Source organism: Erythrobacter longus, from assembly GCF_000715015.1.
GTDB classification, from domain to species: Bacteria; Pseudomonadota; Alphaproteobacteria; order Sphingomonadales; family Sphingomonadaceae; genus Erythrobacter; species Erythrobacter longus.
Genome location: NZ_JMIW01000001.1, coordinates 483819 through 506064 on the forward strand (window position 1 = coordinate 483819; position 22246 = coordinate 506064).

A 22246-nucleotide genomic window follows, 5' to 3' on the forward strand; every position below is an offset into this window, starting at 1 on the left:
AGGGCCGATACCCTATTGCCAATACCTCATTGCCAATCGAGGGCACCCTTCTTCCACTCATAGGCAAGGCCAATGGCGAGGATGGTGAGGAAGGTCATCATGCCGATCCAACCGACCCAGCCTGTCTCACCCAGGCTCACGGCCCAGGGAAAGAGGAACGCTGCTTCGAGGTCGAAGATGATAAAGCTGATCGCTACCAGATAAAACTGTACGTCAAACTGGCTGCGCGAATCTTCAAATGCGGGAAAGCCGCATTCGTACTCGGACAGCTTTTCCTCGTCCGGATTGTGCGCACCGGTAAGGCGCGAGACGCCCATCGGCAGAAACACAAAAAGAACCGAAAGCCCAAGAGCTATACCGATGAAGAGCAGTATCGGCAGATACTGACTAAGGTCGACTGTCTGGTCGATCATTACGCTGTCCATGTGTTTTTATCCCAGTGCGCTGCCCCCTACGCCTGAGCCGCCCTGTGTGCAAGGGGCAGAAACGCGTAAATCACGGCATTATTCGTGCACAAAATCGAATGGTCAAACCTCGTGCTTGCCCGTTTCGCAAAGCGAACGAGGGACACGGACCATTCGCGGCCCTGACCAACATTATGCCAAAGCGGACCAATCTCTAGATTTTAAAGCGATCCTTGCCTGAAAATCCGGCTCACTTCATCATGCCGGCAATCGCCTTGTCGGTTGCCTTGCCATAGGGCGGCTTGAACCCGCCAAGCTTGGCAATGTCGATCTTTGGCTGATGATAGACGGCGCGTGCGTGGCTGAATTCTTTAAAGCCCTCAATCGCGTGATAGCTGCCCATGCCCGATGGCCCGACGCCGCCAAAGGGCAGGTCTTCCATTGAAATATGGAAGATCACATCATTGGTAGTCACACCGCCAGAGATTGTGCGGGTAAGAACGCGTTCTTGCTCTGCCTTGTCATCGCCGAAGTAATAGAGGCCGAGCGGGCGATCATTTTCGTTCACATAATCAATCGCTTCATCGACCGCGCGATAGGTTTTGATCGGCAGGACCGGGCCAAAGATTTCCTCCTGCATCGCCTCCATTTCATCATTCACATTCTTGAGAATGGTCAGCGGCATCTTGCGCTGATTGGCGTTGCTGAAATCTTCGCCGGCCGGATTGACCTCGATCACCTCTGCACCCTTGTTTCGCGCATCTTCGACCATACCCTGAAGCCGTTCAAAGTGGCGGTCGGATACGATGGAGGCGTAATCATCATTCTGGAGCAGCGTTGGATACATCGCGCTAGCGCCTTGAACGACGCCTTGGACCGCTTCGTCTTCGCTTTCCTGGGGCACATACATGTAATCCGGCGCAAGGCAGATTTGCCCTGCGTTCATCATTTTGCCCAAAGCAATGCGTTCACCTGCCTTGGCAAAGTCTGCGCTTTTACCCATGATAACAGGCGATTTTCCGCCCAATTCCAGTGTGACCGGCACAAGGTTCTTCGACGCGGCCTCCATCACGCGCCGCCCTGTTGGGGTGGAGCCTGTGAAGACCAGGTGATCGAAAGGAAGCGAAGAAAACGCCGCTGCGACCTCTGGACCGCCGGTGATGACGGTCAGTTCATCGGGTGTGAAATATTCCGCCACAAGTTCCGCCATCAGCATGCTGGTGCGCTCTGTAAACTCGCTTGGCTTGATCATCGCCCGGTTACCAGCGGCAAAGATCTGCATCAGCGGGCCAAAAGCCAGTTGTACCGGGAAATTCCACGGAGAAAGAATGCCGATCACGCCCTTGGGCTCATACCGAAGCTCAGCCTTCGCCCCCAAAAGTCCCAAGGGAAACTGCACGCCGCGCTTTTCGGTCTTGGCCCATTTGTCCATGTGCTTGAGCGAGTGTTTGCCTGCACCAACGGTTGTCGCAATGTCGGTCAGCATCGACTGTGTCATCGAACGATTGCCGAAATCTGCCGCCATTGCTTTACACAAGTTCTCGCCGTGGTCTTTCAAAAGCGCCATCGCGCGCTTCACACGATCCTTGCGCATCGACATCGGCTCTGGCCGTGATGCGGTAAAGGCGTTTCGTTGCAGTTTCAGCGCCGCTTCTTGTTGTGCTCGCAGATCATCAGCCATGGTCGCTCTCTCCCAAACCCGGTCTAGTTTCGATTTGATACTCACACTGCGCGAACTGTGCGCGCCGTGCAAGACTAATACGAAAAGCCGAGGTGTATGTGCGTTGCCTTTCGCGTAAGCTCTCCCTAATTGCTCTGGCAAATCCATGACCCCTTTCAAAAGGACAAAAGCCATGTCTCAATTCGCCGCGTCTGATCCGATTGTCATTCTCTCCTATGCCCGCACCCCGATGGGCGGCATGCAAGGGGCACTTTCCGATGTGTCTGCAACCGATCTGGGCGCGACGGCGGTGAAGGCCGCGGTGGAGCGTTCCGGCGTTCCCGGCGACAGCTTTGACCGCGCATATATGGGATGTGTCCTGCCAGCTGGCCTTGGGCAGGCGCCAGCGCGTCAGGCAGCGCTCAAAGCAGGACTTCCGAAATCCGTTCAAGCAACCACCGTCAACAAGGTGTGCGGTTCGGGTATGCAGACCGTCATCATGGGCGCAGAGGCGCTGGCGAGCGGCACAGTCAATTATGTCATTGCAGGCGGAATGGAGAGCATGACCAATGCGCCGTACTTGCTCAAAAAGCACCGCTCGGGCGCGCGCATCGGCCACGATACGGCCTATGACCATATGTTTCTTGATGGGCTCGAAGATGCCTATGAGGAAGGCCGTGCGATGGGCACATTCGCGCAGGATACAGCGGACGAATATCAACTGACCCGCGAAGAGCAGGACGCCTATTCGATTGAATCGCTGACCCGCGCCAATGCGGCGATTGCGAGCGGAGCATTTGCCGATGAGGTGGTGCCCGTGACGTTCAAAACCCGCAAAGGCGAAGTCACCGTCGACACCGACGAACAGCCCGGCAAAGGCCGCCCGGACAAAATCCCCGCCCTTCGCCCGGCTTTCGCCAAAGACGGCACAATCACAGCGGCCACCTCAAGCTCAATCTCGGATGGTGCAGCCGCAGTCGTCCTGACCCGTGAAAGCCTTGCCAAACAAAACGGTCAGGAACCTGTCGCAAAAATCGTCGCTATGGCTGCCCATGCGCGTGAGCCCAAGGATTTCACCGTAGCACCCGTCGGCGCGATTGAAAAAGTGCTCGCGAATGCTGGCTGGACAATCGATGATGTGGACCTGTGGGAAGTGAACGAGGCGTTTGCCTGCGTCGCCATGTTCGCGATGCGCGACATCGGCATCGACCATGCAAAGATCAACGTAAACGGCGGCGCGACGGCTCTGGGCCACCCCATCGGCGCATCGGGCACGCGCATTATCGTGACGCTTCTCAACGCGCTAAAATCGCAAGGCAAAAAGCGCGGTGTCGCAAGCCTTTGCATTGGTGGCGGTGAAGCTACCGCTGTGGCGGTTGAATTGGTTTAAACCGGTAAGGGGGGCTCTTGGCGATTTGCGAAGAGCCCTTCCCCTACATTTCGCCCGCACCCCAGATGCGTGTCGCAAGCACCCATCCGGTTTTTCCGGCAATATCGATCTCGCAAAAACTATCGCTGCAACGCAAAAGCTCCCCGACAACCCCGGGCTGAGCCTTCCACAGCAGGGCAGAAGTCGCCGAGGCTTCTGCACGAAGCTCTGCAACGCCATCGCCGATGATAAGCGCACCCAATTTGGGGCTAAGCTGGCTTGATGCGATCCACCCTTGAGTGCCATCAGGGTCCTGAACGAGACGCCAGCTTTCACGCAGGCGGATGACTTGCACCGGCAAACCCTTGCGCTTGTAAACCCAATCAATCGGATAGTTTTCACTCGGGCCTTTGCGCATATTGACCTCGTCAAAACGCAAAGTCGCCCAATAGGGCACCTCGCGGTTTTGGGCGTATGCCGTGTCATGGGCCACGCCTGTCCAAACCGTGAGGACAAGTGCAAAAACACCGAGGATTCGCAAAAGTTTCATTGTGCAGTGATAGCCAGAGTGCCGCCCAGGTTTCAAGATCGCCGTTGGCTCCATCATGGCATCTTGTGCCAATTCGGGAACCACTCGGCCCACAAACCATCTTCTTGACGCTTTGGGGCCATTGGTCCTAGCGCATGAGGCACAATGTCTCAGATCGATAACCCGCCGCAATTTGCCTCTGGCAAACCCAAAGTCGTCGTCACGCGCCACCTTGCGCCCAGCGTTGAGGCCCGGATGAGCGAGCTGTTTGACGTGTCATTGAACACAACCGACGAACCCATGACGCGCGAAGCGTTGATGGATGCGATGGCCCGGTGCGATGTGCTGGTGCCTACGGTCACCGACCGGATTGATGCCGACATGATTGACGGCGCTGGCGCAAACCTTCGCCTGATCGCCAATTTTGGCGCTGGGACCGAGCATATCGACCTTGCCGCTGCCGCTGCGCGCAAGATCATGGTGACGAACACTTCGGGCGTTTTCACCGACGATACCGCCGACCTCACCATGGCCGGGATCATCGGCGTGCCGCGCCGTATACGCGAAGGGGTCGAACTGATCCGCACCGGTCGATGGACCGGATGGGCGCCAACAGGAATGCTTGGCCGCAAAATCGGTGGCAAGGTTCTTGGCATAATCGGTATGGGCCGGATCGGACAGGCGGTTGCCCACCGTGCCAGAGCATTTGGGATGGAGATTGCTTACACAGGGCGAAAGCCGCTTCCCGCTGCGATGGAATCCATGCTGGGCGCGCGATTTGTGGCCGATGTCGATGCGCTTATGGCTGAGGCGGATATTCTCACCCTGCACTGCCCTTTGACGGATCAAACACGCGGCATGATTGATGCACGCCGCATCGCTTTGATGAAACCGGGTTCCAGTATTGTGAACACGGCGCGCGGTGAGATTATCGATTCTGAGGCGCTGATCGCAGCGCTTCAATCAGGGCATCTCGCGGGCGCTGGCCTCGATGTGTACCCGGATGAACCATTGGTAGACCCGCGCCTTATCCGGCATCCCAATGTGATGACCCTCCCCCACATCGGCAGCGCCACAGTCGAGGGCCGCGAGGCATCGGGTGAAAAAGTGATCGCGAATATCCAGTTCTGGGTGAACGGCCACAGACCGCCCGATCAGGTACTGACGGCGCTGGTCGGCGGCTGAACCTTCACAAGCTCACTTGAGACGATGCGTGTCACGGCTTGGGCGGCGCGCCTGCCGCTGCCAAACGCCATATGCGATACATCGAGACAATGCGCCGCATCCCTCTCATGCTCCATTCCCCAAGCGCATTCTGGCGGGACAACCCCATCGGTTCGGGAATAAACCGCCACGGTATGCACGGGCGGCTTCGCGCTAAAATCATCAGCAAGCCTGGGCGCATCGACCGTATGATCGTTTAGCGCATTGTAAATGCGCCAAGCATTATTTGCACGCCGATTGCCCGAAAACGGCGTACCCAAAGTCACAACCATCTTGGCAAGCTCCGGGTGCCTCTGCGCCAGAACCCGCGCATAAATCCCGCCAAGACTCCATCCAAGAATAATTGCTGGTTCGCCGTGGATGTCGCAAACCTCCTCAAGCCGCCGGTAGCCTTTCTCGAGGCGTTCGGGTGTGACGCCGGTGACAAACCCCAATCCCGACGGGTACGCGGCAAACCCGCTCGCCGAAAAAGTGCGTCGCAGAAGGCTCGTCGAGCTGTCGTGTGAAAGAAGGCCCGGGAAAACGACAACGGGCGGCGATTGGTCGCCCAGATCGCCCGCTAAATCCACCTTATCCGCGCGGCGAAACCGGCTGGCTGCAATGAGCGGAAGCCATGGCAATTCGCGCAGCAGGAGCGCCAATGAAGGGGGTCGGGCATCGCTCATTAAAGAGCGAGCGAATAAAGCTTGTTAAACTCGCCCGGTTCGTATCCGCCAAAGGCTTCGCACGGTTCAAATCCGAAGCTCTTGTAAAGCCCGACGGCGGCTTCAAACAGTTCGCCCGAACCTGTTTCGAGTTTGACGGCGGTGAAGCCCAATTGGCGCGATCGCTCGATCAAATGGACCAACATCGCCTTGCCAGCACCCGTCCCCCGCGCGTCAGGATGGGCGCGCATGGATTTCAGCTCACCAAAACCATCGTGGTGCTTAAGCGCGCCGATGGAGAGCAAGCTATCGCCATTCCAAGCAGCATAGACCTCAACCTCGGGCACTTTGAGCCCCGACAAATCGAGGAAATGATTCGTGCCGGGAGGAGACCCAGCGTCCATCTCGCGCCCGTGCAGCTCGATCAGCGCAATGACTTCGGGTTCGGATAGGTCAGTGCGCCGGATTTCCATGTGGTTCTATCCCTGAAATTTGCTCATCAGCATCGAGCCATTGGTGCCGCCAAAGCCGAAGCTGTTGGTCATCACCGTATCGAGCCCGGCGTTCTCAACAAGGCTTGTCGCGATTTCTTCAGGCTTCAATGCCGGATCGAGGTTTTCGACGTTGATCGACGGGATGATGAAGTCATCTTTCAATGCGAGCAGGCAGTAAACCGCCTCTTGCGCGCCGGTTGCGCCTTGGCTGTGGCCCGTCATCGACTTGGTCGAGCTTACCGGAGGGGTCGAGCCCTCTCCGAATACGCGGCGAACCGCTTCGATCTCGCCAACGTCGCCGACGGGCGTCGATGTGCCGTGTGCGTTGATGTAGGAGACCTTGCGGCCCTCTGGCAGGGTTTTGAGCGCTCCAGCCATCGCCCGCTCACCGCCCTCACCCGAAGGCGCGACCATGTCGGCCCCGTCGGAAGTTGCGCAAAAACCGGTGACTTCGGCGTAGATCTTCGCGCCGCGTGCCTGAGCATGCTCAAGGCTTTCGAGCACAAGCATCGCGCCGCCGCCGCCGATGACAAAGCCGTCGCGGTCCGCATCGAAAGCGCGGCTGGCGCGGGTCGGTGTGTCGTTATATTTGCTCGACATCGCGCCCATTGCATCGAACAGGCACGAGAGCGTCCAATCAAGCTCCTCGCCCCCGCCACCAAACATCACGTCCTGTTGCCCAAGCGCGATCTGCTGCGCGGCCATGCCGATGCAGTGGAGCGAGGTCGAGCACGCCGAGGTGATCGAGAAGTTCATCCCCTTGATCTGGTAAGCGGTCGCAAGGTTTGCGCTCACGGTCGAGGACATGGTTTTGGGCACGGCAAGCGGCCCAATCCGCTTGGTCGCGCCCGATTTCAGAACCGTCTGGTGCGCAGCAAACATCGCCGATGTCGAAGGCCCGCCAGAGCCCGCGATCACACCCGTCATCGGGTTGATCACGTCTTTCTCCTCAAGGCCCGCATCGGCAATCGCCTGACCCATGGCGATATAGGCATAGGCAGCGCCCGGCCCCATAAAGCGCAGAGTGCGTTTCTCAACGTGCTGTGTGATGTCGAGATCAACCGCGCCCGCAATTTGCGAGCGAAAGCCATGCTCGGCCATATCCTCGTTGAACGAAATGCCGGATTTGCCAGCTTTCAAAGAGGCCGTGACCTCTTCAGCGTTATTCCCAATCGAGGAGACAATCCCCAAACCTGTTATCACTACGCGGCGCATTGTATCCCCTGAATGCTAGTGCGAAAATTTCACGCTTTGGACCAAATCAGGCCTCGGACAGCGCGACTTTCATGTCTTTAACCTGATAGATGACTTCGCCATCGGCTTCGACGATACCGTCTGCAACGCCCATGGTGAGACGGCGCGTTTGCACAGCCTTGGTGAAGGTTACGTGGTATTTCAGCATCTTGCGATCAGGGCGGACCATGCCGGTAAGCTTTACCTCGCCCACGCCAAGCGCATAGCCGCGGCCCTTCCACCCGCGCCAACCAAGGTTGAAGCCGGTAAGCTGCCAAAGGCCATCAAGCCCAAGACAGCCCGGCATAATCGGATTGCCCGGAAAGTGGCATTCGAAGAACCACAGGTCGGGGTTGATATCATATTCAGCCACCACATGGCCTTTGCCATGTTCGCCGCCATCGCCCGAAATGTCGGTGATCCGGTCCATCATCAGCATCGGCGGCGCAGGCAATTGCGCATTTCCGGGGCCAAACAGCTCCCCGCGCGAGCATTTGAGCAGAGCCTCGCGGTCAAAGCTGGTGGGAAAATCTGTCATGTGCGAACCTTACTCCTAAAGCTTTTGCTCTTTTTTTATTGAGGCGCCGATTAGCACCGTGCCCCATGGATGGAAAGGCCGGGCGCTGCTCATCGTTGATAAATGGGTTATGACGAAGACCTAGCCGTTAAGGCAAACTTTGATCTGATCGGGCTCTACCCGCGCTTCGCCTCGCTCAAACCGGGAGAAGTAACTGCTCAGATCGGGGCGCTCGACAAATTCAACCAGCTTGTATCCGATCGCTTCCATCTCGCAAAAAAGTAAGGTTGGCGGGATGCCGCCTGCGTGGGTCGCTCGATCATATTCGACCACGATGATTTGGCCACCTTGCGCAAGCGCGGGCCACATACGCCACATGAATGCATAGGGTTCGGTCACCTCGCTATAGACATGGACGAGGAAAATCCGGTCGAAACTGTCCGTAGGAAGGCGCGGATCGTCGACTTCGCCCAGCTTGATGAAGGTGTTTTCAAGCCTTTCACGCTCCACCCGCTGGCCAAGTCGGGCGAGCGCTTCGCTATCGATGTCCTGTGCAAGAACGCGTCCGCCTGCTCCCACCTGGCTGCCGAGGCGCACGGTGTAATACCCTTCGCCCGCGCCAATGTCGGCGACGGTCATACCCGGAGTGATGTTGGCAAGATCGATGATCGCCTGCGCCTCGCCGCGTTCTTCGCGCGCGTCCTCATCGGGAAAAGGATCGGCTTCACTCACACCGTTTTCAGGAATAGCGCGGTCGGGGGCAGGAAATTCAGCAACGCTTTCAGGCCGGTCGGAGACGTCCGCCTCGCACCCGATCAGCGCGCCTGCGCAAACCGCTGTAACAATAATGCGCAAAATCATGGGATAGGCGGTCATGGGATGGGAAGCGCCCGCATGCCAGAGATGAACACATCAAACGCCAGATCCCCCTGCCGCCACGGCGATTGGCGTTCATCGGTGCGCTTGTTCACTGCGATAGCGGTCTTGCGAAACACCTCGTCCAAGGACTGACGCCGGTCGATCTGCTTGGCAAATTCAATCGCAAAGGGGCTGCCTTTGCCCGGTTGATCGCCATCTTCGGCGACATTGCCCGGCTCGGTCGAGAAGAACGCAACCGCCGAAAGCCCGCGCAGATTGCCAAGCTGTGCCAGCCCGTCGCCTGCGCCCGACATATCTTCTAACCGGATAAACGAAAGGCTGCGTGTGGTCCCGTCGATCTCGATTATATCCAGAGCCGCCTCCGGCTCTGCATTGAAGAACGGATTGTTGCGGCAGGCATCAATAATGATCACGGCCCCGCGCGCGCGTGCCGTTATCTGACCAACCAGCGCATCCAGAGGGATAAGCGAGACACCGTCAGAGCTAAGCAGATAATTGAGCCCATCAAATTGAAACCCGTGGCCCGCATAATAGAACAAGCCGATATCATCGCCCGATAGCGTATCGAGCCACGCGTCGAACCCTTCTTGCCAGTCCTGGGCGGTTGGTTCTTCCAAGACGGTCAGGTCGCGCACATTGGTAGAACGCAAGGACGAGCGGATCAGGCGCAGATCAGCAATTGGATTGGCGAGCCGCAACTGTTCATCCTGAGCCTTATCGTAATTGGACGCGACAAGGAGCGCTTTCACCTCGGCCTGTGCGACGCTGGGCGAAATCAATGCAGCAAAAGCGAGTGCTAAAACGCCGAGGAGACGCACGCTCAAGAAACGCATAACCACCATCACAATCTCAATGACAAGCCTAAGTTTAACCCATGATTGACGCGCGCATCGGAGAAGCTTTGCTCCCCTGTGACCGGAAAGAAGAGCACAGCGCGATACCGCACATCAAGCGCCAACTGATCTGACAGGATAAATTGAGCGCCAACCGCAATATCGGGTCCAAAACTGAATTCATCGGCGTTTTCGAAGTCGGAATTAAGCTCGGCGCCGCCTTGCGTGATCGGCCGGGTGATGACCCGCGCGGTGTAGGCGGGCTGATAACTTGCGTGCACCATGCCGTTTGCAAAGGCGACGGCGTTGTCACCAAAGGGCGCGAACATTGTGACCCCTGCCCGCGCGCTGGCCGTTGTCAGCTGCGCCTCGTTCGTCGTCGCAAATTCCAGCACGCTGGATTGAGGGGGAACAAATGTGCCGGTTTCAACGGTCTGTATCTCGGATGCGATATTCCCGGTTTGGGCGCTGCGCACATTGATCTGTGCATCGGCTTCAATCCGCTCAAATCGAACGCCTGCGAAAATCGCAAACTGTTCATTCTGGCGCCTTTGCCAGGTCGCCTCGAGGTCGATCCGCTTGTAATCGACATTGCCCGAAAGCGTTTGCGTGGCGATATCGGTGATGGTGCGATCGCCTGCGGTTAACGTCGAAGTCGCTGCGGAAAGAAGCTCGATTTCGCCTGACCCCTCGCCATAGCCAGCGCTAAAGGTAAAACGGTCGCGATCATCGCCAAAATTGACCATGCCGCCATACATCGCAAAGCCGATCTGGTTCGCGGTCACCCCTTCCCCTTCGAAAGAGGTATCAAGCGCAACATCATCGGTCTGAAACAGGTCGCGCACATTTTGCAGGAAAGCCTCGTCCGGCTGCTGCACGATGAGCGCCTGATCGCTGCCATCAGAGGTGCGAAGGTTTGAGTTATCAAAGTAATAGGCGACCCGCGGGCCAATAATCACATCGGCCGCTGCTGGGCTCGCGCTCGCAATGGCGGCCAGGCAAAGGCCGCTACGCAGCAGCGCTCTATTCGACATCCTCAACATCAACCGTTTCTCCTGTCACACGCTGGGCAAGTGCCGCAGATATGTAGCCGTCGATTTCCCCATCCAGCACTTTGTCCGGCGAAGAGCTGGTGAAGCCTGTTCGAAGGTCTTTCACCATTTGATAGGGTTGCAAAACATATGAGCGGATTTGATGGCCCCAGCCAATCTCGCTTTTTTCCTGATATTCGCCAGATGCCTCTGCCTCGCGGATCGCCATTTCGCGTTCAAACAGGCGCGCTTTGAGCATATTCATCGCGGTGGCGCGGTTCTTGTGCTGTGACCGGTCGTTCTGGCTTGCCACTACAATGCCGGTGGGCTGGTGGGTAATGCGAACGGCGCTGTCGGTGGTGTTGACGTGCTGACCACCTGCGCCCGACGCCCGGTAGGTGTCGACCTTGAGGTCGGCGGGGTTGATCTCGATGTCGATATCGTCGTCGATCACGGGGTAAACCCAGACGGATGAAAAGCTGGTGTGGCGCTTGGCCGCGCTGTCATACGGGCTGATCCGGACAAGGCGGTGGACGCCGCTTTCGGTCTTGGCATAGCCGTATGCGTTCTCGCCCTTGACCAGCAATGTTGCCGACTTGATGCCCGCCTGATCGCCTGCCTGATATTCGACTGTCTCTACCTTGAACCCGCGCCTTTCGGCCCAGCGGCCATACATTCGGAACAGCATTTCGGCCCAGTCCTGGCTTTCAGTGCCGCCTGCGCCTGCGTGGATTTCGATATAGGTGTCGTTGGCGTCAGCCTCGCCCGAAAGCAGCGCTTGAACCTTGTCGGCGTCGGCGCGCATGGCCAGTTTCTCAAGGCTGGCAAGACCATCTTTGATGATGCTTTCCTCGCCCTCAGCCTCTCCCATTTCGATGAATTCCACCGCATCGCCCATTTCGGCGCTGATGTTGTTGACCGTATTGACTGCCGTTTCGAGCAGTTTCTGCTCGCGGCTGATCTTTTGTGCTTCTTTGGGGTTGTCCCAAAGCGTGGGGTCCTGAACCCGTGCATTCAGTTCATCCAGACGCCGCAAAGCACTGTCCCAATCAAGCGATTGGCGAACGAGACCGAGCGCTGCTTCGATCCGGTCAATATAAGCTTGGGCCTCGGCCCGCATGAGAATTCCTTTGGATTTGTTTGGCCGCCTGCGATTAGCGAGCGTAGGTCAATTGTAAAGCGCCGGATCGGATGATCCGACGGGTTAGCCAGATTACTTCGAAATCGCGCGAACCGCCTGAAGCGTTTTGGAGACATGGGCGCGGTAATCGCTGTCCGAGTGCACAAGCGCAATCCGGCCATCGGGCGCGATGACGTAAGACGTGCGACTGGCAAGGCCCGAAGACCCGAGCGCGACGTCATAGGCGGAAATCAACTCCTCTCCCGCAACGCCGACGGGAAAGGCGTCGCGGCACTCTTCTTTGCTGAACCGTTTCAGGGTTTCAATATCGTCATTGGACATGCCAATCACGCTTGCCCCTTCTTTGCGAAACTCAGGCATTGCCTCTGCAAAAGCGTTTGCCTCCAACGTGCAGCCAGAAGTGAAAGCCTTGGGGTAGAAATAGAGCACCACCGGGCCGCGGCGAAGGGCCGCCGCGAGCGAAAAACCCATTTCCTTGCCTGCGAGCGCGGCCCTTGTCGTGAAGGCAGGTGCCTGCTCTCCAACAGGGAGATCGGCTGCAGCAGGGGTTGCCAGGCCAAGGCTCGCAACCAACGTGAAAAGAGCCAATTTCGATCTGCGCATCAGTAGATTCCACCCTGTTCTTCGGCAAAGTTTTCAGGCTGCGCCTCTGTGCGGCGAGCCGAATTACCACCCTCGCGCCCGGCCTTGATCAAAGCAAGAATTTCATCGCGCTTGGCGGCGATTTCGTCCTGACGCGTCGAACGCTCTGGTTCGGTATCAGGTTTGAACGCCTCCCATATGACATCTGATTTCGCATCGTTGCTGGGCCAGCCTGCTTGCACACGCTTGCCCGTGCGCCGGTCCACCCGGACCATGCGGATGCCCTCTGGTGCAACAGGCGGCAGGTCCGACCAATGATCGCGCGAGTTTTTGATCAAATCCTTGATAATTGGGGCAACAATCGTCCCGCCATAAGCATAGCCGCCCATATTGCGCGGGTTATCAAATCCCACGTAAGCGCCAGCAACGAGCCGCTGCGTACCTCCGACAAACCAGACGTCTTTTGGACCAGAAGTGGTGCCGGTTTTGCCAAACAATGGCAGGCCAAGGTCGTTCAGAACGGTCGCTGTCCCGCGTGTGACGACGCCTTCAAGCATATGCATGATCTGAAACGCGGTGCGCGCATCCATCGCCTGACGGCCCTTGATCCCGAAGCGCGGCATGGATGAACCATCGTAGGCCGCCATATTGCAGCCATTACAGGGACGATTGTCTGCACGCCAGATCACCTTGCCCATGCGGTCTTGCACATAGTCGATGACGGTTGGACTGTTCAAACGCCCATGGTTCGCAAGCGCACCGTACGCCGCCACAAGGCGCGAAACGGTTGTCTCTTCGGACCCCAAAGAAGTCGCTGCATAAGGGTCTGCATCATCGCTGATATCAAGCGCTTTGATCGTCTTGACCACATTTTCCATGCCCGCCTGCATCCCGATCTGGACGGTCATAATGTTCTGCGATTGCTCAAGCCCGTAACGCATCGGGAATTGACCGGCGCGCCCGCCGCGAATGCACTTTTCGCCCAGCTGGCGGCCCTGATAATAACAATAGCGCGTGTTATCGATCTCAGTCGATGGGGTCATCCCATTGTCGAGACCTGTTGCATAGACGAACGGTTTGATGGTCGAACCCGGCTGACGCATGGCCTGTGTCGCGCGGTTAAAATCAGACAGCCGGTCATCGAACCCGCCCTGCATCGCAAGCACACGGCCCGTCTGCGCGTTTTGAACCACAAGCCCGCCTTCAGCAGCGGGCGGAGTTTCAACGCGGAAACCATTGCCGCTCGGGCTGACCGTGATGACATCGCCCGCTTTCAAAGCATTGGGCAGATTGGTAAGCGGCGCTTCAACGCCATCGGAAAAGCCCACAGTGGCAGACGAACCCGTGCGCGTCGTCACAACGCCCACCCGCCAGTCTTCGTATCGAACCGAAAGGAACGAGCTGGCAAGCTGCCCTGCCCAATTGCCTTCACTCATATCAATGGTCGCAATCGGGCCAGACCATGCGCGCCCACCCTGATACCGCATAAGCCCTCGGCGAAGGCTGTCTCGCGCTGCTTTCTGCATCTCCACATCCAGCGAAGTGCGCACCCACAGCCCGCCTGCATAAACGCTGTTTTCGCCATCTTCTGCGGTTTCGCCAAAATCTGCGATGAGCTGGCGGCGGACTTCTTCGAGGAAGTATCCGGCATCCGCGCTGCGCTGACTGCGTTGCTGTGCAAGGCCCAGAGGCTGCGCTGCAGCCGCCGCGCGCTCAGCCTCGGTGATAAAGCCATTGTCTTCCATCTGGGCGAGCACAAAGTCGCGCCGGTTCATCGCCGCTTCTTCCTGACCAGAACGACCATAACGCTCCGGCGCTTTGGGAAGGATCGCCAGGAACGCCACTTCATGCAGTTCCAGATCGCCGACATCCTTGTCGAAATACGCGCGCGCTGCTGCTTGAACACCGAAAGACCGGCGGCCAAGTGGGATTTCATTGAGGTAAAGCTCAAGGATTTCCTCTTTGCTCAGCACCCCTTCGATCCGGCTTGCAAGGATCATCTCTTTGAGCTTTCGGGTTACCGAATATTCGTCACCCAAAAGCAGGATTTTCGCCAATTGCTGCGTGATGGTCGAGCCCCCAACGGCGCGCTCCCCCGACCCGTATTTGGTCGCATAATCGAACACTGCGTTCGCCGTGCCGGTTACATCCACGCCGCCGTGGCTGAAAAAGGTTTTGTCTTCGGCAGAAATATACGCCTGAACCAGCCTGTCAGGAAAATCAGCAAATTGCAGCTGAACCCGGCGTTCGCGCGCGTATGAATGCACGATCTCGCCATCGGCCCCGCGCACAACGGTCGGCAGCGGGGTTTGATATTCCACAAGGCTTTCCGCCTCAGGCAGGTCGCTTGCGAGGAAAAACCACATGGCAAACCACAAAACCGTCGCTGCGGCCAAGCCGGCCGCCAACAGTTTGAACAAAAGGCTCGAGCGCCATTTCTCCCTGAACCACGTTGCCAACCCGCCCAGATCGCGGGAGACGCGGTAGCGGAAATAGTCAGGAAAGGAGAGTTCGCTGGGATCAGCTGTAGGAGTATCGCTAGACATTACTATGCCGATTTACGTGGGTTCGATCAGAATTGCTAGCACCTAGGCTCAGGACCTATTAATCCCTCCATCGAGGCGCCGGAATGACGAACATATCGGGCGAAAGCGCCCGCGTCATAAAGGTTTGAAAGACCGCCGGTATTCCTGCGCCTTTACTCCTTGCACAAGGCCATTTTGGTTCAAACCTCGAAGGTGGGATTAATAGGTCCTGAGCCTAGATCGCGCACTTTTGCCAGCGCGGGTTTAACCTATGTTTCGGCGCGCCTCGCCAGGTACACTCGGATCGCGCGCTCCAACGTGTCCACATAAGCGCGCCGTCCATCCTCGCTCATCAGCCGCGTCAGATCGTTTTCATTGGTAACAAAACCGCTTTCAAAAAGGACGCCGGGAACATCGGGCGCGCGCAGCACGGCAAGTCCTGCTGATCGTTTGGCAAAGGGGTGAAACCTGATCTTGCCCTCGCCTTCGCGAAGGATAAGGGTGGCAAATTCGATGGCCTCTTCCTGAGTGCGTTCCTGCGACAATTCGACCAGAATATCGCTCACTTGCGAATTGTTGGTTTCTACGCGGATGCCGTTCAAACGGTCGGCTGCGTTCTCACGCTCGGCAAATCGTGCTGCCGCCTCGCTCGATGCTTCGTTCGATAGGGTGTAAACGGTTGCGCCTGAAACTTCTGCGCGCTCACCCGCGGAATCGATGTGGATCGAGACAAACAGATCCGCCTCCAATTGGCGTGCGATTTCCGGGCGATAGGCAAGCGGGACAATCCGGTCATCCTCTCGCGTCAGAGCAACACGCACCCCGCCGCCTTCCAACAAGCGGTCACGCAGTTCGAGCGAAAGCGCGAGCACCAGGTCTTTTTCGTAAACCTCTTTGCCCCCTGCCATTTTTTGCACCTTGCCCGGATCACGCCCGCCGTGCCCTGCGTCAATCACGATCAAGGGCCGTGTCGGATCATCCGGGCCTTCGATATCGGGAAGTTGCAAGGGCGGCGCATCGGTCGCAAACGCAAGACGCACGACATAATCACGCCCCCATTCAGGGACAGGTATCGTCATGCCCAACGCCTTTGCCCCTCCCAGCATAAGCGCTGGAACAGCAAGGATCAGCAAAAGGAGCGTTCGTACACTCATGGCACCCATTGGATTAGAATGTTGCGCATGGATAGCGCAATAGTGTTGCGGGTAACTACCCACGGTGCTAGTTGTTGGTAGGAAAGAGGAAAGGATCGCCCTGTTAGGGTGCATTTGATATTCCTCTTTGTTCACAAGGCCTACTTATCGCGGTACCCACCGCACCTTGGCCCCACACAGGTTGATGCAGTGACGAGACGCTCCTCCTCGCAAAAATTCACACAGCGCTTTGCTGCTTGTGGAATTGCGAGTCGCAGCACGGGAGATACCCGCAGCTCGCTCACAGCAGACACGTTCATGACGCTTTCCCCAAAAATTGGGGAAAGGGTTGATCTTAAAATCAGCGCACACAGCAACAGGCTGAAACACTGCGCTGTTTTCCCACACAATTTGGCCCCCACCCCCTGCCGATCGGTTCGCATAACTGCTCACCGACCGGGACGAGCGAGGGGCCTCTGGAGAATTACTAATGGCAACGCGCATGCTAATCGATGCGCGCCACTCGGAAGAAACCCGGGTGGCGGTCCTCAAAGGCAACCGAATTGAGGAATTTGATTTTGAATCTGCTGAACACAAGCAGATAAAAGGCAATATATATCTGGCCAAAGTCACGCGGGTTGAACCCTCGTTGCAGGCCGCATTTGTGGATTTTGGCGGCAATCGCCACGGCTTCCTAGCCTTTAACGAAATCCACCCTGACTATTACCAAATCCCGCAAAGCGACCGCGAAGCGCTTCTCGCCGAAGAGGCTGAGGCCGCTGAAGAAGAAGCGCGCCTTCGCGATGAGGAAGAGGAAGACGGCGTTACCCCCGGCGACGAATACGACGCCGATGAGGAAAGCTCTGAGGCTTTGGCCGAAGACCTGGCCGAAGATGGTCTGGAAGAAATCGACACTTCGGAAAAAGAGAAAGTCGCCACTATCGAAGACGGCACATCGGATGATGATGGCGACGACGATGATGACGACGACGATTCTGACGAAGACGGCGATGATACCGCTTCGGGTGATGATGGCGATGACCAAAAGCAACGCCGCGGACGCCGTGGACGTGGTCGCCGCCGTCAGGGTCGCGGCAAAAAAGGTGGCGGGCGTTCACGAGCCAAGGAAGTCGACGAAGTGCGCGCAAAGCGTATGGCGCTGCGTCGTCGCTACAAAATTCAGGACGTCATTCAGCGCCGTCAGGTTCTGCTTGTCCAAGTGGTCAAGGAAGAGCGCGGCAACAAAGGCGCGGCTCTCACTACCTACCTCAGCCTTGCTGGCCGTTACACCGTGCTCATGCCTAACAGCAGCCACGGTGGCGGGATCAGCCGCAAGATCAATTCATCCAGCGATCGCAAGCGTCTGAAAGAAGTTGTGAGCGCGCTCGAACTGCCTAAAAGCATGGGATTGATCGTGCGCACTGCGGGTCTTTCGCGCACCAAAACCGAAATCAAGCGCGACTTTGACTATCTTGCCCGGCTTTGGGACGGCATTCGCCAGAACACGCTGTCATCCACCGCGCCATCGTTGATCCATTCAGACAGCGACCTTATCAAACGCGCGATCCGCGACATCTACAACCGCGAAATCGAAGAGGTCGTGGTCGAAGGTGAGGAAGGCTACAAATCCGCCAAGGCGTTTATGAAAATGCTGATGCCGAGCCACGCGCGCCGGGTAAAAGCCTATTCTGACCCTGTGCCTTTGTTCCAGCGTTACGGCGCAGAGGACCAATTGCGCGCGATGTATGATCCGATGGTTCAGCTGAAATCCGGCGGCTATCTCATCATCAACCCGACCGAGGCGCTGGTCTCGATCGACATCAACTCCGGGCGCTCCACCAAAGAGCACGGGATTGAACAGACCGCGCTTCACACAAACCTTGAGGCCGCGCGCGAAATCGCACGCCAATTGCGCCTGCGCGATATGGCCGGTCTGGTCGTGATCGACTTTATCGACATGGAGTATAACTCCAACGTGCGTAAGGTCGAAAAGGCGATGAAAGACGCGCTGAGAAACGACCGTGCGCGCATTCAGGTAGGCCGCATTTCGGGCTTTGGCCTGATGGAAATGAGCCGCCAGCGCCTTCGTACAGGCGTTTTGGAAGCGACCACCCGCGAATGTCCGCACTGTGATGGCACGGGCCTTGTGCGCACAGCGTCCTCTGCTGGTCTTTCCGCTCTTCGCCTGATCGAAGACGAAGCGGCCAAGGGCAAAGGCACCTCCATCAAGCTTGCTGCAAGCGCAGAAGCGGCGTTCTATCTCTTGAATGAGAAGCGCGCCGAATTGATGGAAATCGAACAGCGCTACGGCGTGACGGTTGAAATCGCTCCGGGCGGAGAGGATGAAGGCGCGAAGATGAGCGTTTCCAGCTCTGGCCCGCGTCCAACACAAGCGCCCAAGTTTGAGCCGATCATCGATGATGATGATGACGATGACGACTATGATGACGATGCGGCAGAAGAAGACGATTTCGATGCTGAGAATGATGGGGACGACGATGATCAGCCCCGCAAGAAGAAGCGTCGCCGCAGGCGCGGTGGCCGAGGCCGCAACAAGAAGCGCCAGGATGAAAATGGCAATGACAACGATAACGATGAGGCGTCGGACGAAAGCTCGGACGACAAATCGGATGCGGAAGGCCAATCCGACGACAATGACGGCGATGAAAAGCCCAAGCGCCGCCGTCGCCGTGGTGGCCGTGGACGCCGCCGCAAGCAGGACGACGATGGTTCAGCAGCAAATGATGACGCGCAAGGTGCTGATACCGACGCGCTAGAAGAGGTTGCTGAGAAGGTCGAAAAAGACATTGCCGTCGTTGCCGCGCCAGACGGTGAAGAAGGCGCCGTTGCAGAACCTGTGGAAGAAGAGAAGCCCGCAGAGAAACCCAAGCGCAAGCGTGCTCCTCGCAAGAAGCCTGCACCCAAGAAGGCAGAAGCCGGGGCAGAAGCAGTAGCTGGGGCAGAAGCTGGGGCAGAAGCTGAAACGACCAAAGAAGCTCCCGCTGAGGAAGCTGCTGCGGAAGAGAAGCCGAAGCGCAAGCGTGCGCCGAGGAAGAAAAAGGTCGAGCCCGAGGCCGAGGCCAAAGCCGACGAGGCATCTGCACAGGAAGCGGCTCCTGCCAAAAAAGCAGCGCCTGCAAGGAAAAGGGCACCGGCCAAATCCAAGGCCAAAACAGCAGATACTGCGTCAGGCAGCGACGACAGTGCCAGCGCTGTCGAAGCCACTGACGCTGGAGCTGCAACGGACGCGGTCAAAGGGGGCGCCGATGAAGGGGGCACCGATGATGGAGCGCCTAGGAAACGCGGCTGGTGGCAACGCACTTTTGGTGAGTAGCCATACGGCAGACGGTACAGAGATCGGTCATGTCTGAAACTCCAGTCAGCGTCATTTTGCTGGCGGCGCAGCGCTCTGGCGTGACCAATCCTCTCGCACAGCGCGCCGGTGTCGTTAACAAGGCACTGGCGCCTATCTGCGGGCGGCCTTTGATCGAGCATGTGCTCGAAGTGCTCACCACAAGCCCGGCAATCGAGAGCATTCGTATCGTCCTCGAACCCGAGGGCCAGAATGCTGTCGATGCTGTGCTGGAGCCATTCCGGGCGCGCGGCATTGCGATAGAGCTGATCAACTCCGATGCGAATATCGTCGAAAGTGTGATTGCCGCAACGAAAGGCGAGGACCGCCCCTTCATCATTACCACGGCGGACAATGTGCTGCTTACCCATGATGGATTTGAACAGGCTCGCGCGAAACTCCTTTCGTGCGACGCCATTATCAGCCTGTCCACGCGCGAGCAGGTTTTGGGCGTTCACCCGGATGCGCAGCGCGGATTTTATCATTTCAGGGACGCCGGCTACGCCAGTTGCAACCTTTTCGGACTGAACGGTCAAAAGAGTTTGCGCGTCGCAGAGGTGTTTCGCGAAGGCGGCCAGTTCATGTCGAACAAGGGCAGAATGGTGCGCGCCTTCGGCTTGTGGAACATCATCCTTGTGGGCCTGAAACTCGTGACAATGCGCAAAGGTATCGAGCGGCTGGGCAAACGCTTTGGCCTGCATGTCGAAGCCGTTTTGTTCGAAGACGGCGCGCTTGCGGTCGATGTTGACAATGAAAGGACCTATTCGATCGCCGAATGGGTCCTGGGCCAGCGGCTCGGGATGGACATCCCCAAACCTGTCATTGCCCCTGACGCATAACGCAAACCCGCGCGCAGCTTATCGCTGATCTCTTGCCAGAATCAGGCGCAAGGCATAATTCCCGGCAATTCATTTCAGGCAAAGATTTTCCCATGACATCATCGATTGAGCCTCTTCGCATTCCTGACGAGGCAAAGGAGCGGATCCGGACCCTCTTCATGGCGAAACATGCGCTGTGGGGCGGCGGGATGCATCCTGAAGATGGCAATCATGCGATCTATCACCACGAGGTTCGCACAACGCTCGAAAACCTCGGCCTCAACCTGCAAATGGCGAACAGCTACGATGTGCTTTTCCAGCAGCCGGAGGGCATAGATTTCGTGTTCCCGCTGCTCAATCGCGGGGGCTTTGTGAACAGCGAGATGCTGATCCCGGTGCTGTGTAATATGCACCGTATCCCGTATCTTGGCGCGATGCCGTTTTTGCGCGGACTGGGCGATGACAAATCGGTCAGCAAGCTTGTCTGCACCCATGCCGGTGTACCAACCGCGCCATGGTTTTGTTATCGCCGTGGTGCAGAAGTAAGCGAGGAGAACCTGCCGCCATCGGCCGATGGTCGCTGGGTCATAAAACCCAATGCGTCTTCTGCCAGTTGGGGCATATCAGATGCGTTCGACTGGTTCGGTGTGACCAATGCGATTGCCCACATCCATGAACAGGGGCACGATGCCATCGTCGAACCTTATCTCGATGGCTATGACGTGCAATGCGCTTTCATCACGTTGGACGGGAAGCCGACCGCTCTCCCCATGCTTTGGTATGAACGTGAGGACACGCAAAAACTGTGGACCTATTACGAGAAGCGCGACCTTGTTCCCAATGCGGAAAAAGCGACATTGAAGCGTTTCGATCATGCGGAACTCGCCCCAAAAATCGAACAGATGGCCAATGCAGTGGCAGCCGAACTTGTGCCTTTCGATTACGGCCGCATCGAATTTCGCGTTGATCTGAAAACCGGCGAAATCAATTTCATAGAGATCAATCTCAACTGCAATCTATGGAGCGAAAAGGTCATGGCAAAGGCAGCGGCGCAGGCCGGGTTCAGCCATGCCGATCTGCTTGAAACACTTCTGGCGGAAAGCTGGCGACGTTACGGAATGATCAGCGCTTAAGGGCCGCACCCCATTCGTTCCACATCGCAAACTTTGGCGTTTTGGGCATGTAGCCCTTGCCCAATAGATCGACATCAAACCCTGCCCCTTCAAAGGCGGCCGCAATCGGGCGGGTCAGGTTGCAACCGCCTGCCAATCGCTTCCAAACGGGCTCGATCCGGTCCTGCCACTTGGCAACATTCGCGTCCGGTGCGCGCCCGTGTTCAAGGAACAGAGCCGTGCCGCCTGGACGAAGAATACGTTTCATCTCTGACAGGACGCGCTCGGGCTCCTGGACCGAGCACAGCGTAAATGTGCAAACAACGGTATCGAAAGATTCGCTGGCGAATGGGATGTCTTCGCCGACCCCCTGCCTCAAATCCAACGCGGGCATGTTGCTATCCCAGCCCTTGGCGGCTGCGGCCTCACGTGCGGTTTCAAGCATCCCTTCGTGGGGGTCGATGCCTGCATAGCTTTTAACGGCTTTGGTATCATAAAACTGTTGGTTGATGCCGCAGCCACAGCCCAGCTCAAACACATCGCCTTTGGCAAGCGGGACCACCATCGATCGCCGTTTGAGAACCTGACCCGTCCCGCATGCACAACCGATCAACTTCGGCATGACGTTCGCCTCGTACCAGGTCCCAAGTCCCATAACTCATCTCTCGCCTCATCGCTTGACCGCAAGGTTCAAGCAAAACGAAGGTCTTGCCAAGCCCCCTTGGCGCAAACCGCAAGAATGCAGCGAAACGGAGCAAAGCTGGCG

General features: G+C 57.5%; 20 protein-coding genes. 5 read left to right on the plus strand and 15 right to left on the minus strand.

Annotated elements, in window-relative coordinates:
* Positions 1-26 precede the first annotated feature (26 nt).
* Both EH31_RS02345 and EH31_RS02350 read right to left on the minus strand, forming a co-directional pair.
* Complete coding sequence (locus tag EH31_RS02345) at positions 27-413, minus strand: NADH-quinone oxidoreductase subunit A (RefSeq protein WP_034957808.1); 387 nt, start codon at positions 411-413, stop codon at positions 27-29.
* 241 nt (positions 414-654) lie between these two features.
* Positions 655-2085, minus strand: a complete 1431-nt coding sequence (locus tag EH31_RS02350; RefSeq protein ID WP_034957809.1) for a coniferyl aldehyde dehydrogenase — start codon at positions 2083-2085, stop codon at positions 655-657.
* Between the two features lie 172 nt (positions 2086-2257).
* On the opposite strand from EH31_RS02350, the gene EH31_RS02355 reads away from it, so the two are divergent.
* Positions 2258-3454, plus strand: coding sequence for a thiolase family protein (locus tag EH31_RS02355; RefSeq protein WP_034957810.1), 1197 nt, complete (start codon positions 2258-2260; stop codon positions 3452-3454).
* A gap of 43 nt (positions 3455-3497) precedes the next feature.
* On the opposite strand, the gene EH31_RS02360 is transcribed toward EH31_RS02355, so the two are convergent.
* Positions 3498-3983 carry an SH3 domain-containing protein gene (locus EH31_RS02360; RefSeq protein WP_034958813.1) on the minus strand — a complete coding sequence of 162 codons (486 nt, stop codon included), beginning with the start codon at positions 3981-3983 and terminating at the stop codon, positions 3498-3500.
* A 144-nt stretch (positions 3984-4127) separates the two neighbouring features.
* On the opposite strand from EH31_RS02360, the gene EH31_RS02365 reads away from it, so the two are divergent.
* Positions 4128-5147 carry a 2-hydroxyacid dehydrogenase gene (locus EH31_RS02365; RefSeq protein ID WP_034957812.1) on the plus strand — a complete coding sequence of 340 codons (1020 nt, stop codon included), beginning with the start codon at positions 4128-4130 and terminating at the stop codon, positions 5145-5147.
* On the opposite strand, the gene EH31_RS02370 is transcribed toward EH31_RS02365, so the two are convergent.
* From EH31_RS02370 to EH31_RS02420, 11 genes are all read right to left on the minus strand, one after another.
* Entirely contained in the window at positions 5117-5851 is a 735-nt protein-coding gene (locus tag EH31_RS02370) for an esterase/lipase family protein (protein ID WP_034957813.1), read from the minus strand. The two genes, EH31_RS02365 and EH31_RS02370, sit on opposite strands and share 31 nt — an antisense overlap.
* Entirely contained in the window at positions 5851-6303 is a 453-nt protein-coding gene (locus tag EH31_RS02375) for a GNAT family N-acetyltransferase (RefSeq protein ID WP_034957814.1), read from the minus strand. Before EH31_RS02375 ends, EH31_RS02370 begins: the two co-directional genes overlap by 1 nt.
* A 6-nt stretch (positions 6304-6309) precedes the next feature.
* Complete coding sequence (locus EH31_RS02380) at positions 6310-7539, minus strand: beta-ketoacyl synthase N-terminal-like domain-containing protein (RefSeq protein ID WP_034957815.1); 1230 nt, start codon at positions 7537-7539, stop codon at positions 6310-6312.
* Between the two features lie 46 nt (positions 7540-7585).
* The gene (fabA, locus tag EH31_RS02385) at positions 7586-8095 is read right to left on the minus strand and encodes a bifunctional 3-hydroxydecanoyl-ACP dehydratase/trans-2-decenoyl-ACP isomerase (protein ID WP_034957816.1); all 510 of its coding nucleotides are present in this window, start codon (positions 8093-8095) and stop codon (positions 7586-7588) included.
* Positions 8096-8215: 120 nt separating this feature from the next.
* The gene (locus EH31_RS02390) at positions 8216-8950 is read right to left on the minus strand and encodes a class I SAM-dependent methyltransferase (RefSeq protein ID WP_241765803.1); all 735 of its coding nucleotides are present in this window, start codon (positions 8948-8950) and stop codon (positions 8216-8218) included.
* A complete protein-coding gene (locus tag EH31_RS02395; protein ID WP_161782116.1) occupies positions 8947-9786 on the minus strand; it encodes a caspase family protein in 840 nt (279 codons plus the stop codon). Before EH31_RS02395 ends, EH31_RS02390 begins: the two co-directional genes overlap by 4 nt.
* 8 nt (positions 9787-9794) lie before the next feature.
* Positions 9795-10820, minus strand: coding sequence for an outer membrane beta-barrel protein (locus tag EH31_RS02400; protein WP_034957818.1), 1026 nt, complete (start codon positions 10818-10820; stop codon positions 9795-9797).
* Positions 10810-11937, minus strand: coding sequence for a peptide chain release factor 2 (gene prfB / locus EH31_RS02405; protein ID WP_034957820.1), 1128 nt, complete (start codon positions 11935-11937; stop codon positions 10810-10812). The genes EH31_RS02400 and prfB overlap by 11 nt, the downstream gene beginning before the upstream one ends.
* A 93-nt stretch (positions 11938-12030) precedes the next feature.
* Positions 12031-12561, minus strand: coding sequence for a peroxiredoxin (locus EH31_RS02410; protein WP_034957821.1), 531 nt, complete (start codon positions 12559-12561; stop codon positions 12031-12033).
* Complete coding sequence (locus EH31_RS02415; protein WP_034957823.1) at positions 12561-15086, minus strand: penicillin-binding protein 1A; 2526 nt, start codon at positions 15084-15086, stop codon at positions 12561-12563. The genes EH31_RS02410 and EH31_RS02415 overlap by 1 nt, the downstream gene beginning before the upstream one ends.
* Before the next feature lie 248 nt (positions 15087-15334).
* Positions 15335-16228, minus strand: coding sequence for an N-acetylmuramoyl-L-alanine amidase family protein (locus EH31_RS02420; RefSeq protein WP_338390468.1), 894 nt, complete (start codon positions 16226-16228; stop codon positions 15335-15337).
* 460 nt (positions 16229-16688) lie between these two features.
* Here EH31_RS02420 and EH31_RS02425 point away from each other — a divergent pair, with 460 nt between their 5' ends.
* The 3 genes from EH31_RS02425 (at position 16689) to EH31_RS02435 (ending at position 21501) form a co-directional block, all read left to right on the plus strand.
* Positions 16689-19532: an Rne/Rng family ribonuclease gene (locus tag EH31_RS02425; RefSeq protein ID WP_034957824.1), complete on the plus strand. Its 2844-nt coding sequence runs from the start codon at positions 16689-16691 to the stop codon at positions 19530-19532.
* Between the two features lie 29 nt (positions 19533-19561).
* Complete coding sequence (locus EH31_RS02430) at positions 19562-20389, plus strand: NTP transferase domain-containing protein (protein WP_051698868.1); 828 nt, start codon at positions 19562-19564, stop codon at positions 20387-20389.
* A 92-nt stretch (positions 20390-20481) separates the two neighbouring features.
* Positions 20482-21501, plus strand: a complete 1020-nt coding sequence (locus EH31_RS02435) for a D-alanine--D-alanine ligase family protein (protein WP_034957826.1) — start codon at positions 20482-20484, stop codon at positions 21499-21501.
* Here EH31_RS02435 and EH31_RS02440 read toward each other — a convergent pair.
* Positions 21491-22135: a class I SAM-dependent methyltransferase gene (locus EH31_RS02440; RefSeq protein WP_034957829.1), complete on the minus strand. Its 645-nt coding sequence runs from the start codon at positions 22133-22135 to the stop codon at positions 21491-21493. The two genes, EH31_RS02435 and EH31_RS02440, sit on opposite strands and share 11 nt — an antisense overlap.
* Between the last annotated feature and the right edge of the window lie 111 nt (positions 22136-22246).

Coding starts and splice junctions, on each gene's coding strand:
- prfB (WP_034957820.1), bottom strand. CDS start 11,937: ATGCGGGCCGAGGCCCAAGCTTATATTGACCGGATCGAAGCAGCGCTC.
- EH31_RS02365 (WP_034957812.1), top strand. CDS start 4,128: ATGTCTCAGATCGATAACCCGCCGCAATTTGCCTCTGGCAAACCCAAA.
- EH31_RS02425 (WP_034957824.1), top strand. CDS start 16,689: ATGGCAACGCGCATGCTAATCGATGCGCGCCACTCGGAAGAAACCCGG.
- EH31_RS02395 (WP_161782116.1), bottom strand. CDS start 9,786: ATGCGTTTCTTGAGCGTGCGTCTCCTCGGCGTTTTAGCACTCGCTTTT.
- EH31_RS02370 (WP_034957813.1), bottom strand. CDS start 5,851: ATGAGCGATGCCCGACCCCCTTCATTGGCGCTCCTGCTGCGCGAATTG.
- EH31_RS02350 (WP_034957809.1), bottom strand. CDS start 2,085: ATGGCTGATGATCTGCGAGCACAACAAGAAGCGGCGCTGAAACTGCAA.
- EH31_RS02390 (WP_241765803.1), bottom strand. CDS start 8,950: ATGACCGCCTATCCCATGATTTTGCGCATTATTGTTACAGCGGTTTGC.
- EH31_RS02345 (WP_034957808.1), bottom strand. CDS start 413: ATGATCGACCAGACAGTCGACCTTAGTCAGTATCTGCCGATACTGCTC.
- EH31_RS02410 (WP_034957821.1), bottom strand. CDS start 12,561: ATGCGCAGATCGAAATTGGCTCTTTTCACGTTGGTTGCGAGCCTTGGC.
- EH31_RS02380 (WP_034957815.1), bottom strand. CDS start 7,539: ATGCGCCGCGTAGTGATAACAGGTTTGGGGATTGTCTCCTCGATTGGG.
- EH31_RS02430 (WP_051698868.1), top strand. CDS start 19,562: ATGTCTGAAACTCCAGTCAGCGTCATTTTGCTGGCGGCGCAGCGCTCT.
- EH31_RS02420 (WP_338390468.1), bottom strand. CDS start 16,228: ATGGGTGCCATGAGTGTACGAACGCTCCTTTTGCTGATCCTTGCTGTT.
- EH31_RS02415 (WP_034957823.1), bottom strand. CDS start 15,086: ATGTCTAGCGATACTCCTACAGCTGATCCCAGCGAACTCTCCTTTCCT.
- EH31_RS02435 (WP_034957826.1), top strand. CDS start 20,482: ATGACATCATCGATTGAGCCTCTTCGCATTCCTGACGAGGCAAAGGAG.
- EH31_RS02360 (WP_034958813.1), bottom strand. CDS start 3,983: ATGAAACTTTTGCGAATCCTCGGTGTTTTTGCACTTGTCCTCACGGTT.
- EH31_RS02355 (WP_034957810.1), top strand. CDS start 2,258: ATGTCTCAATTCGCCGCGTCTGATCCGATTGTCATTCTCTCCTATGCC.
- fabA (WP_034957816.1), bottom strand. CDS start 8,095: ATGACAGATTTTCCCACCAGCTTTGACCGCGAGGCTCTGCTCAAATGC.
- EH31_RS02400 (WP_034957818.1), bottom strand. CDS start 10,820: ATGTCGAATAGAGCGCTGCTGCGTAGCGGCCTTTGCCTGGCCGCCATT.
- EH31_RS02375 (WP_034957814.1), bottom strand. CDS start 6,303: ATGGAAATCCGGCGCACTGACCTATCCGAACCCGAAGTCATTGCGCTG.
- EH31_RS02440 (WP_034957829.1), bottom strand. CDS start 22,135: ATGGGACTTGGGACCTGGTACGAGGCGAACGTCATGCCGAAGTTGATC.